Consider the following 12,469-nt stretch of genomic DNA (forward strand, 5'->3'; position numbering starts at 1 on the left):
ACGAGTGATAATTCGCGCGCCATCACACAGCCTCGAATTCGAGCATGACCTGATCGACCGCCAGCACCGCGCCGGGAACCACGTGGACCTTGCTCACCCGGGCCCGCTTTTCGGCCTTGAGCACGTTTTCCATCTTCATGGCCTCGACAATGGCCAGGGTCTGGCCGTCCTCGACCACATCGCCTTCCTTCACATCCACCCGCACGACCTGGCCGGGCATGGGGCAGAGCAGGAACCGGCTCATATCGGGCGGCACCTTGACCGGCATGTGCCGGAGATATTGCGCGATATGGGGCTGGAGGACGAGCGCCTTGAGGTCGGCGCCGCGATAGCGGATGCGGAAGCCGGAGGTGATGGGATCGACCCGCAGCACGGCATGGCGCCCGCCCGACCAATCCAGATGCGCCAGCCGGTCGCCCGGCTGCCAGGCCAGCCGCAGGGCTTCGGAGCGCCAGTCGGCATCGACGAGGATGTCATGTCCCTGCTGGTGCAGCACGACATTCTCGCTTTTGTCGCCGATCGCCACATGCCAGCGACTTTCCGCCTGGGCGCCGGTGCGCCGATGCTCACGCCGGGCCATGAGCACGGCGGCGGCGGCAACGACATCGAAATGATGATCGGCACCGAGCTCGGCGCCCGCAAAACCGTCCGGAAATTCCTCGGCGATGTAGCCGGTGGTGAGCCGGCCCTCGCGGAAGCGGTCCTGTCCCATGACGGTGGAAAGGAAGGGGAGATTATTGCCCACGCCTTCGAGCTCGAAGGAATCCAGCGCCAGCGCCATGGCGTCCACCGCATCCAGCCGCGTCGGCGCCCAGGTGCAGAGCTTGGCGATCATCGGATCGTAGAAGGTGGAAATCTCGCCGCCTTCGAAAACGCCGGTATCGTTGCGCACCACCAGCGTTTCGGAGGCGCTTTCCGCCGGCGGGCGATAGCGGCTCAGCCGGCCGGTGGAGGGCAGGAAATTGCGGTAGGGGTCTTCCGCATAGAGCCGGCTTTCGATGGCCCAGCCATGGCGCTGCACCTCGTCCTGACCCAGCGGCAGCTTTTCGCCATTGGCGACGCGCAGCATGAGTTCGACGAGGTCGAGGCCGGTGATCAATTCAGTCACCGGATGCTCGACCTGGAGGCGGGTATTCATTTCGAGGAAATAGAATTTCCTGTCCTTGTCGACGATGAATTCCACCGTGCCGGCGCTGCGGTAGCCGACGGCCTTGGCCAGGGCCACGGACTGCTCGCCCATGGCCTGTCGCGTGGCTTCATCCAGGAAGGGCGAGGGCGCTTCCTCGATCACCTTCTGGTTGCGGCGCTGGATCGAGCATTCGCGCTCGTTGAGATAGAGCACATTGCCATGCGCGTCGGCGATGAGCTGGATTTCGATATGGCGCGGCTCGGTGACGAATTTCTCGATGAAGATGCGATCATCGCCAAAGGACGAGGCGGCCTCGGACCTGGAGCGCTCGAAGCCTTCGCGGGCTTCCGCGTCGGTCCAGGCGATGCGCATGCCTTTGCCGCCACCGCCGGCCGAGGCCTTGATCATCACCGGATAGCCGATGGATTTCGAGATCGCCACGGCATGCTCGGCATCGTCGATCAGGCCCATATGGCCGGGCACGGTGGAGACGCCCGCCTCCGCGGCCAGCTTCTTGGAGGTGATCTTGTCGCCCATGGCCTCGATGGCCTGGGGCGGCGGGCCGACAAAGATGATGCCCTCTTTTTCGAGCGCAGCCGAAAAGGCGGCGTTTTCGGAGAGGAAGCCATAGCCGGGATGCACCGCCTGCGCGCCGGTCTGCTTGCAAGCGGCGATGATCCTGTCGATCTGGAGATAGCTTTCCCGGGCCGGCGATGCGCCGATATGGACCGCTTCGTCGGCCATGCGCACATGCAGCGCTTCCCGATCGGCATCGGAATAGACGGCCACCGTGGCAATGCCCATCTTTTTCGCCGTCTTGATGACCCGGCAGGCGATTTCGCCGCGATTGGCGATGAGGAGTTTGGTGATGGTCATGGGGCCATGATCCCTTCGATGGCCAGAACAATAATGTCGAAAACACCTTCGGCGTTGCCAAGCACGTCGGCATTGGTGAAGCGCAGGACGCGATAGCCCTCGCTTTCGATGAAGCGCGTTCGGGCGGCATCATAGGCCTGGGCTATGTCCGAGCCGTGGGTATCGCCATCGATCTCGATGACCAGCCGCAGCGCGTGGCAGGCGAAGTCTGCGTAATAGGGTCCGAGCGAAACTTGGCGCCGGAAATTATGCTGCTGGCGCAGCGGATAGAGCAGGCGCCACATGGCCCGTTCGGGCTCCGTGGCGTTGCGGCGGAGCTGGCGGGCCTGGTCTATGCTCATACACACCCCCACCCCCACCCCTGTCCCCTCCCCACAAGGGGGAGGGAGACCCTCCCTGGCAATCTTCGCCGCCACGCATCCGGAATGGGCGGTTCCATCGTCTCCCTCCCCCTCGTGGGGAGGGGACAGGGGTGGGGGTAAGCAGCCTCGTTCACAGCGGCATGTTCCCGTGCTTCTTCTTCGGCCCCTGTACGCTCTTGTGCCGGAGCGTCGAAAATGCCCGGATGACCCGGCGCCGCGTCCCGTGGGGCATGATGACGTCGTCGATGAAGCCGCGTTCGGCGGCGACGAAGGGGTTGGCGAAGCGGGCTTCGTAATCGGCGGTGCGCTGGGCGATCCTGTCCCTGTCGCCCAGTTCGGAGCGATAGAGGATTTCGGTCGCGCCCTTGGCGCCCATAACGGCGATTTCGGCCGAGGGCCAGGCGTAGTTGATGTCGGCCTTGATATGTTTTGACGCCATCACGTCATAGGCGCCGCCATAGGCTTTTCGGGTGATGACGGTGACCAGCGGCACGGTTGCTTCCGAATAGGCGAAGAGCAGCTTGGCGCCATGCTTGATGATGCCGCCATATTCCTGCGCCACGCCGGGGAGGAAACCGGGCACGTCGACAAAGGTGAGGATGGGGATTTCGAAGCTGTCGCAAAAGCGGATGAAGCGGGCGGCCTTCTTGGATGCATTGATATCGAGACACCCGGCCAGCACCAGCGGCTGATTGGCGACGACGCCCACCGTATTCCCATCGAGCCGGATGAAGCCGATGAGGATATTGCCGGCATGGTTTTTCTGCAGCTCGAGGAACTCGCCCTCGTCGGCGACGGTCTCGATGACCTCGCGCATGTCATAGGGCTTGTTGGCGCTGTCGGGGATGATGGTGTCGAGCTTGTCGTCGCGCCGGTCGATGGGATCGTGGCTGGGCAGGCGCGGCGGCTTCTGCCCGGCGGCGAGCGGCAGGTAAGCAAAGAGGCGGCGGACTTCGAGCAGCGTCTCGATGTCGTTGGCAAAGGCAGCGTCGGCCACCGAGGAAATCCTGGTGTGGGTCGAAGCGCCGCCCAGCTCTTCCTGGGTGACACTTTCATTGGTGACGGTTTTCACCACATCGGGGCCGGTGACGAACATGTAGCTCGTATCCTCGACCATATAGATGAAATCGGTCATGGCGGGGGAATAGACGGCGCCGCCCGCGCATGGCCCCATGATGACCGAGATCTGCGGCACGGCGCCGGAGGCCTGCACATTGCGCCAGAAGACGTCGGCATAGCCGCCGAGCGAAGCCACGCCTTCCTGAATGCGGGCGCCGCCGCTGTCGTTGAGCCCGATTACCGGGGCGCCATTCTGCATGGCCAGATCCATGATCTTGCAGATCTTGGCGGCATGGGTTTCGGACAGCGAGCCGCCGAAGACGGTAAAATCCTGGGAAAACACATAGACCAGGCGGCCCTCAATCGTGCCCCAGCCGGTGACCACGCCATCGCCGGGAATGATCGTATCGGCCATGCCGAAATCCCGGGCCCGATGGGTGACGAACATATCATATTCTTCGAAAGAGCCCGGATCGAGCAGCACGTCGAGCCGTTCGCGGGCCGTCAGCTTGCCCTTGCCGTGCTGGGTATCGATACGCCGCTGGCCGCCGCCCAGCCGCGCTTCCTCGCGCCGGGTTTCGAGGGCGGAAAGAATATCCTGCATGGCGGGCTCCCGGATTTGTGCTCTGGGCGACCTTATCGCGCACGCCGCCGCTGCCCAAGACAGGAAAGGGCGGAGCTGCTACAATCACACAATGGTCACTCTGTGATTTTGTGGAGTTGTGAATTTGCCCCCGAAAAAGGTGTTTGCCGGCGCGCGGCTGCGGGCGCTGCGGGTTCAGCACAAGCTGACCCAGAGCGAGCTGGCGGCACGGCTCGATATTTCGGCCTCCTATGTCAACCAGCTCGAATCCAACCAGCGGCCGCTCACCGCCTCGGTGATGCTGGCGCTAGCCGAGACGTTCAATCTCGACCTCACGAGCCTCGCCAGTGACGCCTCGGATCGGCTGGTGATCGACCTGCGGGAGGCGCTGGCCGATCCGGTTTTCGGGGAGGCGGCGCCCAATCTGCAGGAATTGAAGAGCGTGGCCGGCAATGCGCCGGACATGGCGCGCTCGGTGCTGGCGCTGTACGAGGCCTATCGCAAGACCAATGAGCGGCTGGCCAGCATGGATGCGGCCCTGTCGCGCGACCCGCAAAGCGGAGTGACGACCGCCTATGAGGAGGTGCGCGATTTCTTCCACTATGCCGACAATTACATCGACCCCCTGGACCGGGCCGCGGAGGCCTTGGCCGGGGAATTGGGCGAATTCGGGTCGGAAAGGCTGCGGCGGCTGATCGATTATTGCGCGGAAATTCACAACATCAAGGTCGTCCTGAGCCCGCCGGCGAGCGGGGAGCGGCTGGTGGAATTCGACCGCGCCAATCGCACGCTATGGATCAATTCCCATCTCGAGCCATCCAGCCAGTTCTTTCGCATCGCCGCCAGCCTGGGCGGGCTGGAACAGGCGACGCTGTTCGACAGCCTGCTCGACGGCGCCAGCTTCAAGGCGCCCGAAGCCCGGGCCATCGCGCGGATGGGCCTCGCCAATTATTTCGCCGGCGCGCTGCACATGCCCTATGGCGCCTTCCTCAAGGCAGCGGATGCCTATCGCTTCGATATCGAGGAACTGGGCCGGGTATTCGGGGCGAGCCTCGAACAGGTGGCACACCGGCTTTCCACCATGCAGCGACCGCGCGAGCGGGGCGTGCCCTTCTTCTTCGCGCGGGTGGACGCGGCCGGCACCATCACCAAGCGCCATTCGGCCACGGCCCTGCAATTTGCGCGCTTCGGCGGCGCCTGCCCCCTATGGAACGTCCATCGCGCCTTCGAGGCCCATGGGCAGATCATCCGGCAATTGGCCGAGACGCCGGACGGGAAAAGCTATCTCTGCCTCGCCTGGAGCCACGAGAAGCGCATGGGTGGGTTTCGCGGCACGACCAGGCGCTATGCCTATGCTTTGGGCTGCGAAATTTCCCACGCGGGGCGGCTGGTCTATGCCGACGACCTCGATCTGGGCAAGGCCATGTTCGAGCCGATCGGGATTTCCTGCCGCATCTGCGAGCGCCGCAATTGCCCGCAGCGCTCGGTGCCACCGCTGGCCGCAGGGATTTCCGTGCCGGCGGATCGGCGGAGCGTCGTGCCATACGAGATCGGGTGAAACGTACATCGGCTTGCGCAGTATTGGCACTCCATTACCTTCCTCTCCCTTGAGGCAGGGCTATCGCACCTGAGCCGATAATATCGAGGGGGGCCATCCCCCTCCCCAACCCTCCCCGCAAGGGGGAGGGTGCAGGGCCGGCTTGTGCCGCCAAAAGCTGCTCCACACTGGATGTGGCACCTTCCCCTTGACGGGGGAGGATGGGAGGGGGTGCCGGCAGGCACGACATATTTGGCGGTTCCCCCTGAGGAGGCCAAGCCCTCAGGCGGGGTCGAAATCGGGCCCGTCCCGCTCCACCGGCTTCATCCCCGCCGCGAAGCGCCGGGCGTTCTTGACGTAGCGATCGGCGGACGCGGCGAGGGCTGCAACGCCCTCGGCGTCGATGTCGCGCACCAGCTTGGCCGGGGCGCCCATGACCAGGGAATTGTCGGGAATGACCTTGCCCTCGGTGACCAGGGCATTGGCGCCGATCAGGCAATTCCGGCCGATCTTTGCGCCGTTGAGCACGGTGGCGCCCATGCCGATCAGGCTGTTATCGCCGATGGTGCAGCCATGGATGATGGCGGCATGGCCGATGGTGACATTGTCGCCGATGACCAGCGGAAACCCTCTATCGGTATGCAGCACGCAGTTTTCCTGCACATTGGTGCGGGCGCCGATGGTGATGGTCTCGATATCGCCGCGCGCCACCACGCCGAACCAGATACCAGCCTCGGGGCCGATAACGACATCGCCGACCAGCACCGCATCGGGGGCGATGAAGCCGACATCCGGGTCGATCTGCGGCGCGACATTGTCCAGCGCGTAAATGGGCATGGAATCCTCCCTAGGGCGTTACGCCATATGCATCGCGCATCTGGGCGATCTCGGAAAGCGTGCTTTCGAACAATGACCAATCGTCGCGCTCGGCAATCGGCGCCCAGATGGCTTCGACCTCGTCGATCAGCATGGTGCGGGGCCGGGCGCGGGCGAAATAGGCGTTGTCGAGATTGACGTCGTCGGCCGGACCATAGGCTTCCATGAGATCGGCCACGGGGCGGAAGGCTTCGCTGGCATAATGGTCGGCTGCAGGGCTGCGCGCGGCGCGTTCGGCGCTCAGCGCCCCACCGCGCCAATCGAAGAAGAATTGCTCATAGGGGGCCTGGCTGGCCGACAGGAAACCGAACAGGGCGGTGACCAGGGCGCCATCCTGCTCGATATCAAGCGGCTGGAGGCCGAGGCGGCGCAGGATTTGCCGGGGCAATTGCGCACGGAAGGCCGGCCAGACGGTATTGAGCGCCGGCTCGAGCTTTTCGATGGAAGACAGGGGAAGGAGGCATTCGGCCAGGCGCGTCAGATTCCAGGCGAGGGTGTCGGGCTGGCGGCCGAAGGCATAAAGCCCGGTTTCGTCGAAATAGGCGGCGGTGAAGGCGGGGTCGTAGGCCGGCAGGAAGCGCCAGGGGCCGTAATCGAAGCTCTCGCCCGTGATGTTGATATTGTCGGTATTGAGCACGCCATGGACGAAGCCGGCCGCGATCCATTGCGCACCGAGCCGCGCCACATTGGCAGTGACGGCTTCGAGGAAGGAAGTCGCCCGGTCTTCGGCACCCTCCAACTCGGGATAATAATTGGCGATGGCATGATCGAGCAGCTTTGCCAGGTTTTCCTGGTCGTCGAGGTAGGCCAGGCGCTGGAAAGTGCCGATGCGGATATGGCTGTGGCTGAGGCGGGTGAGGACGGCGGAGCGGGTCGGCGAGGGCTCGTCGCCGCGATAAAGCTGCTCGCCGGTCTCGACCAGCGCGAAGCTCTTGGAGGTATAAACCCCTTGCGCCTCAAGCATTTCGGTGGCCAGCACCTCGCGTACGCCGCCCTTGAGCGTCAGCCGTCCATCGCCGCCACGCGACCAGGGCGTTTTCCCCGATCCCTTGGTGCCGAAATCGAGCAGGCGCCCATCCACAGGATCGATGCATTGGGCGAACAGAAAGCCGCGCCCATCGCCCAGATCGGGATTGTAGGTGCGGAATTGATGGCCGTGATAGCGCAGGGCCAAAGGCTGTGGCAGCGAGCCGGGCAAGGGCTCGAAGCGACCGAAATGGGCGAGAAACTGCGCCCCGGTCAGGCCGCCAAGGCCGATTCTGTCGGCCCAGCGCCGATCGCAATGGCGCAGGATGGTCTGCGGAAAATCGGCCGGCGCGACGCGATCGAAGAAGGCGTCGCCCAGATCCTCATGACGGCGGGCAGGCTGGAAATCGGGCATGATAGAGCAACGCTATCACGCGCCCGCCGGTTCGTCTCGTGCAAGCCGGGTTTGCAGCACGCTGTCTGGCGATTGCCACAAAAGCGGCCTATAGGAGAGCGGATGACGCCCCTTTCCGATACGCTCAGCCTTCGCCCTTTCCACGCCGCCATTTTCGACATGGACGGCACCCTGCTCGACACCGAGGCGGTGTTCCGCGACATCGTCTACGACGTGTGTACCGAGCTGGGCTTCGAGATGACCGAGGCGGTGCACCGATCCATGGTCGGCTCCAGCCATGAACGCACCAATCAATTGCTCATCGAGGCCTATGGCGTGGCCTTTCCTTATGCGCTGTTCGACGAGAAATGCCGGGTGACCATGCGCGAGCGCAGCCATGCCGGCGTGCCGGTCAAGCCCGGGGCGCGCGAATTCATCCTCGATCTGCGCGAGCGCGGCATTCCCACCGCCGTCGCCACCTCCTCGCGCAATCCCCATGCGGCCCACCATCTGGGCGCGGCGGGATTGCTCGACCTGTTCGAAACCGTGGTGACGCGGGATGACGTGACCAATCCCAAGCCGCATCCCGAGCCCTATCTGACGGCTGCCAAGCGGTTGGGAATCGATCCTGTCCACTGCCTGGCGCTGGAAGACAGCCATGCGGGGGTGCGCGCCGCCCATGCCGCCGGCATGCAGACCATCATGGTGCCAGACCTGGTCGGTCCCGACGCCGATATCGAGGCGCTGGGCATCGCGATCATGGAAAGCCTGCTGCAGGTGCACCTGGCGGCTTTTCCACGCGGTTGAAGAAGTGATTAACCATTCGCGGTAATCGATAAAACCTTACGGAATTCCGTAAGGGCTGATTCAGCACAAGCAAAACCTATCCAAATCAAGGGTTTACCTTGGAGCGCCCCTCCATTAACCCTGTCTTAAGTCGCTAATGGCTATGGTTAACCAGCCGTAAATTTCGACTTCCATCGCGGCCAAGGCTTGGCTAGTGTGCAGCCGCAGTGTGGGGCAACCTTTGGGGCAGCTCCAGAAAAGAGGTCCGCCGGATATGGCCGGCAGGGCTCAGGGGTAAGGACGGGGCATTGAGATCGAACCGGCAGCAGATTATCGCGCGCGCCCTTTCGCCGGTTCTGGCCGTTTGTGCGGCCGCCCTCGTGCTGTTCGTCACCCTCTCGCCCGTTCGTGCCGACACCAATGTGGCGCTGCCCGATCCCGTTCCCGAAGCCATTGCCGAATTGCGGCTACAGCCGGCGCTGGGCGCCGTCCAGGTGCCGCTGGCGCCGAGCGAGCTGGCGCTGACGCCAGAATTGCTGGCCAATTATGCCGCGCGCCAGCAGGCGCTGCGCGCCGTCGACGTGACGCTGGCCGGCCCGCAACCCGAACTGACGCCCGACCTGCTGATGGGCTATATCAGCCGCGGCTCCTTCGGCGGCAACAATGCCCTTTCGGCCATTGCCAGCTTCACCGAGCCGGCACCGCGCCCGCAGCCTTCGGTGACCTCGGACATGCTCGCCACCTATGTGGAAAGCGGCTACCAGCCCATCGAAAAACGCGTCGAGCTGGCCAATAGCGAGCGCGATTGCCTGGCGCAGGCCATCTATCACGAAGCCCGCGGCGAAAGCGCCAAGGGCCAATTGGCGGTGGCCAACGTGATCGTCAATCGCGCGCGGTCGGGCAAGTTCCCCGATTCGCTGTGCGGCGTGATCTACCAGAACGCCAATAAGGGCCTTTATCGCTGCCAGTTCACCTTTGCCTGCGATGGCCGCAACAATGTGCCGGCGGAGCGCCGCGCCTGGGCCAAGTCGCAGGACCTGGCCCGCAAGGTCTATGCCGAATTCGCGCAGGGCAAGGAAATCGGCGTGGTGCCCGGCTCGACGCTTTACTACCACACCACCGCGGTGGCGCCGTCCTGGTCCTATACGTTCAACCGCGTTGCGGTGGTGGATTCCCACATCTTCTATTCGCCGAATTAAGGCGGAACGGCAGGGATGAAAAAGGGCGCTCGTGGCGCCCTTTTTGTTTGCCGATCATTCGGCCGCCATCTGCAGGCGCGGGCCGGCCCTGGGGTCGGCATCGGGGCCGAACTTGTTGAAATTGTTGCGGAATAGCTCGACCAACCTGGTGGCCTGGGCGTCGTAGGCGTCGGGGTCGGCCCAGGTCCGGCGCGGGTCGAGCAGGCTATCGTCGACACCGGGGACGCTGAGGGGAACCTCGAAGCCGAAGAGCGGGTCGAAGCGCATGTCGGCATGGTCCAGTGCGCCGTCGAGCGCGGCGGTGAGGAGGCGCCGGGTCGAGGCGATGTCGATGCGCTTGCCCACGCCATAGCCGCCGCCGGTCCAGCCGGTATTGAGCAGCCAGGCCTGGGCCCCGCTCCGATGCAGCCGCTCGGCCAGCATCTGGCCGTAAACCACTGGATGTAAAGGCATAAACGGCGCGCCGAAGCAGGCCGAGAAGGTGGCCTGCGGCTCGGTGATTCCCCGTTCGGTGCCGGCGACCTTGGCGGTATAGCCGGAGAGGAAGTGGTAGACCGCCTGCTCCGGGGTCAGCCGGGCGAGCGGGGGCAGGACGCCGAAGGCGTCGGCGGTGAGGAAAACCACGCTTTTGGGGGTGCCGCCGACACTGCCTCTGGCGATGGAGGGCAGGACGTGGATGGGGTATGCCGCGCGGGTGTTTTCAGTGAGCGTTACGTCGTCAAACGCTGGCAGACTGTTAGCGTCGAGAATGACATTTTCGAGCACAGTGCCGAAACGGCGGGTCGCCGCGTGAATTTCGGGCTCGGCGGTCGCCGAAAGCTTGACGGTCTTGGCGTAGCACCCTCCTTCGAGGTTGAAAACGCCGTCCTCGCTCCAGCCATGTTCGTCGTCACCGATCAGCGGCCGGGCCGGGTCGTTGGACAAGGTGGTCTTGCCGGTACCCGACAATCCGAAGAACAGAGCCGCCTCGCCATCGGGACCCAGATTGGCCGAGCAATGCATGGGCAGGACGTTCCGCGCGGGGGCGTGGAAGTTGAACAGCGAGAACACGCTCTTCTTGATCTCGCCGGCATAGAGGGTGCCGGCGATGACCACGAGATTGCGGCTCATGTCGAGCGCGATCAGGGTTTCAGTGCGGCTGCCATGGCGGGCAGGATCGGCCTTGAAATGGGGGGCATGCAGAATGGTGACCGGATCGGCATCCGGCGAAGCGGGAACGGCTTCGCCGCGCCGGATCAGCAGGTTGCGGATGAACAGAGCATGCCAGGCGCTGGGGGTGAGGACGGTGACGTCATATTGGTGGCGCGGATCGGCCCCTGCCAGCAAATCCTGGCGGAAGAGAGCCTGGCCGGCCAGATGCTCCCGGACATCGCCGAGCAGGCGATCGAAAGCGGCCGGGCTCAGCGCGCCCGAATTGTCCCACCAGACCTTGTCCTCGGTCAGGGCGTCGCGGACGATGAACTTGTCCTTGGGCGAGCGGCCGGTAAAGGCGCCGGTGCGCACCGAGAGGGCGCCGTCGGCGGTGAGCACGCTCTCCCCCTGCCCCAGGGCCGCCGCAACCAGGGCGGGGGCAATGGCGTTGTCGCTCAGCGACGCCGCGTTTCCGGCGAGTTCGTCCCGAAGGGCTCCGTGATCGAACGCAGGCATATTTCGTCTCCACTCCGCCGCTCCATATTGGCGGCCATGGCGGGCAAAATAGGTGGCGGTGCCGGCTCCGAACCATCCCGTAAAGGGTCGTAAGACGGAAGTTGCATCGGGCAGAACTGGTATGGAAGAGCGGCAGAACTGGCAGAAGACTTGGCCCCGCCTTATTTAATGCGTAATTGTCGCCTGCAACGTCGCCACAACACAGCCGGAAGACCGGCCAAGATTTAGCAGCGTCACGAAGAGAAAGGCAGACCATGCCAAAGATCGCCCTGGTGGACGATGACCGCAATATTCTCACCTCTGTGTCCCTGACCCTGGAAGCGGAAGGCTATCAGGTCGCCACCTATACCGATGGCGCGTCGGGCCTCGAGGGGCTGACCACCGACAAGCCGGACCTGGCTATTCTCGACATCAAGATGCCGCGCATGGACGGCATGGAATTGCTGCGCCGCCTGCGGCAGAAGTCGGACGTTCCGGTGATCTTCCTCACCAGCAAGGATGAGGAAATCGACGAATTGTTCGGGCTCAAGATGGGCGCGGACGATTTCATCACCAAGCCGTTCAGCCAGCGGCTGCTGGTGGAGCGGGTCAAGGCGATCCTGCGCCGCTCGGCCCCGCGCGAGGGCGTGGGCGCCGGCGCCGGCGGCGCCGAGCCCGCACCGGGCAAGGCGCTGATCGAGCGCGGCGCGCTGGTGATGGACGAGGAACGCCATACCTGCACCTGGAAGGGGCAGCGGGTGACCCTGACCGTCACCGAATTCCTGATCCTGCAGGCGCTGGCCCTGCGGCCGGGCGTGGTCAAGTCGCGCAATGCGCTGATGGACGCGGCCTATGACGACCAGGTCTATGTCGACGACCGCACCATCGACAGCCATATCAAGCGGCTGCGCAAGAAGTTCAAAGCCACGGACGACGATTTCGAGATGATCGAGACCCTTTACGGCGTCGGCTATCGCTTCAAGGAGCAATAGGCGGCCTTGGCCATTCTCGAGCCGCAATCGGACCAATCCGACCCCGCCAGCGGGGATGAAAAGGACGGGGGGAGCACATCCTCT

The 12,469-nt window shown here is 64.2% G+C and carries 10 protein-coding genes; 4 read left to right on the forward strand and 6 right to left on the reverse strand.

The features are described from left to right. Nucleotides 1–22: 22 nt before the first annotated feature. The 3 genes from A3840_RS09410 to A3840_RS09420 all read right to left on the reverse strand — a co-directional run bounded on the left by A3840_RS09410 (nucleotide 23) and on the right by A3840_RS09420 (nucleotide 4,030). Nucleotides 23–2,005 carry an acetyl-CoA carboxylase biotin carboxylase subunit gene (locus tag A3840_RS09410; RefSeq protein WP_067455349.1) on the reverse strand — a complete coding sequence of 661 codons (1,983 nt, stop codon included), beginning with the start codon at nucleotides 2,003–2,005 and terminating at the stop codon, nucleotides 23–25. After that, nucleotides 2,002–2,346 (reverse strand): endonuclease domain-containing protein, encoded by a 345-nt coding sequence (locus A3840_RS09415; RefSeq protein ID WP_067455352.1) that lies wholly within the window; start codon nucleotides 2,344–2,346, stop codon nucleotides 2,002–2,004. The genes A3840_RS09410 and A3840_RS09415 overlap by 4 nt, the downstream gene beginning before the upstream one ends. A gap of 151 nt (nucleotides 2,347–2,497) precedes the next feature. Further along, complete coding sequence (locus tag A3840_RS09420; RefSeq protein ID WP_067455355.1) at nucleotides 2,498–4,030, reverse strand: acyl-CoA carboxylase subunit beta; 1,533 nt, start codon at nucleotides 4,028–4,030, stop codon at nucleotides 2,498–2,500. A gap of 124 nt (nucleotides 4,031–4,154) precedes the next feature. Here A3840_RS09420 and A3840_RS09425 point away from each other — a divergent pair, with 124 nt between their 5' ends. After that, the gene (locus A3840_RS09425; RefSeq protein ID WP_067455486.1) at nucleotides 4,155–5,567 is read left to right on the forward strand and encodes a helix-turn-helix domain-containing protein; all 1,413 of its coding nucleotides are present in this window, start codon (nucleotides 4,155–4,157) and stop codon (nucleotides 5,565–5,567) included. Between the two features lie 261 nt (nucleotides 5,568–5,828). Here the strand turns inward: A3840_RS09425 and A3840_RS09430 are convergent, their stop codons facing one another. Together A3840_RS09430 and A3840_RS09435 are read right to left on the reverse strand one after the other, a co-directional pair. Continuing rightward, a complete protein-coding gene (locus A3840_RS09430) occupies nucleotides 5,829–6,383 on the reverse strand; it encodes a gamma carbonic anhydrase family protein (protein WP_067455358.1) in 555 nt (184 codons plus the stop codon). Between the two features lie 10 nt (nucleotides 6,384–6,393). Further along, entirely contained in the window at nucleotides 6,394–7,803 is a 1,410-nt protein-coding gene (locus A3840_RS09435; RefSeq protein ID WP_067455361.1) for a protein adenylyltransferase SelO, read from the reverse strand. A gap of 102 nt (nucleotides 7,804–7,905) precedes the next feature. On the opposite strand from A3840_RS09435, the gene A3840_RS09440 reads away from it, so the two are divergent. Together A3840_RS09440 and A3840_RS09445 are read left to right on the forward strand one after the other, a co-directional pair. Continuing rightward, nucleotides 7,906–8,589: an HAD family hydrolase gene (locus tag A3840_RS09440; protein ID WP_067455364.1), complete on the forward strand. Its 684-nt coding sequence runs from the start codon at nucleotides 7,906–7,908 to the stop codon at nucleotides 8,587–8,589. A 287-nt stretch (nucleotides 8,590–8,876) separates the two neighbouring features. Then, on the forward strand, nucleotides 8,877–9,767 hold the full coding sequence (locus A3840_RS09445; RefSeq protein ID WP_067455367.1) for a cell wall hydrolase: 891 nt from the start codon (nucleotides 8,877–8,879) through the stop codon (nucleotides 9,765–9,767). 54 nt (nucleotides 9,768–9,821) lie between these two features. Here the strand turns inward: A3840_RS09445 and pckA are convergent, their stop codons facing one another. Then, nucleotides 9,822–11,414: a phosphoenolpyruvate carboxykinase (ATP) gene (pckA, locus tag A3840_RS09450; RefSeq protein ID WP_067455370.1), complete on the reverse strand. Its 1,593-nt coding sequence runs from the start codon at nucleotides 11,412–11,414 to the stop codon at nucleotides 9,822–9,824. 254 nt (nucleotides 11,415–11,668) lie between these two features. Here pckA and A3840_RS09455 point away from each other — a divergent pair, with 254 nt between their 5' ends. Then, nucleotides 11,669–12,385, forward strand: a complete 717-nt coding sequence (locus A3840_RS09455) for a response regulator transcription factor (RefSeq protein WP_067455373.1) — start codon at nucleotides 11,669–11,671, stop codon at nucleotides 12,383–12,385. The last annotated feature ends 84 nt before the right edge of the window (nucleotides 12,386–12,469 follow it).

This window comes from Devosia elaeis (assembly GCF_001650025.1).
Classification (GTDB): Bacteria; Pseudomonadota; Alphaproteobacteria; order Rhizobiales; family Devosiaceae; genus Devosia; species Devosia elaeis.

Coding starts and splice junctions, on each gene's coding strand:
- A3840_RS09440 (WP_067455364.1), top strand. CDS start 7,906: ATGACGCCCCTTTCCGATACGCTCAGCCTTCGCCCTTTCCACGCCGCC.
- A3840_RS09420 (WP_067455355.1), bottom strand. CDS start 4,030: ATGCAGGATATTCTTTCCGCCCTCGAAACCCGGCGCGAGGAAGCGCGG.
- A3840_RS09410 (WP_067455349.1), bottom strand. CDS start 2,005: ATGACCATCACCAAACTCCTCATCGCCAATCGCGGCGAAATCGCCTGC.
- A3840_RS09455 (WP_067455373.1), top strand. CDS start 11,669: ATGCCAAAGATCGCCCTGGTGGACGATGACCGCAATATTCTCACCTCT.
- A3840_RS09430 (WP_067455358.1), bottom strand. CDS start 6,383: ATGCCCATTTACGCGCTGGACAATGTCGCGCCGCAGATCGACCCGGAT.
- A3840_RS09415 (WP_067455352.1), bottom strand. CDS start 2,346: ATGAGCATAGACCAGGCCCGCCAGCTCCGCCGCAACGCCACGGAGCCC.
- A3840_RS09435 (WP_067455361.1), bottom strand. CDS start 7,803: ATGCCCGATTTCCAGCCTGCCCGCCGTCATGAGGATCTGGGCGACGCC.
- pckA (WP_067455370.1), bottom strand. CDS start 11,414: ATGCCTGCGTTCGATCACGGAGCCCTTCGGGACGAACTCGCCGGAAAC.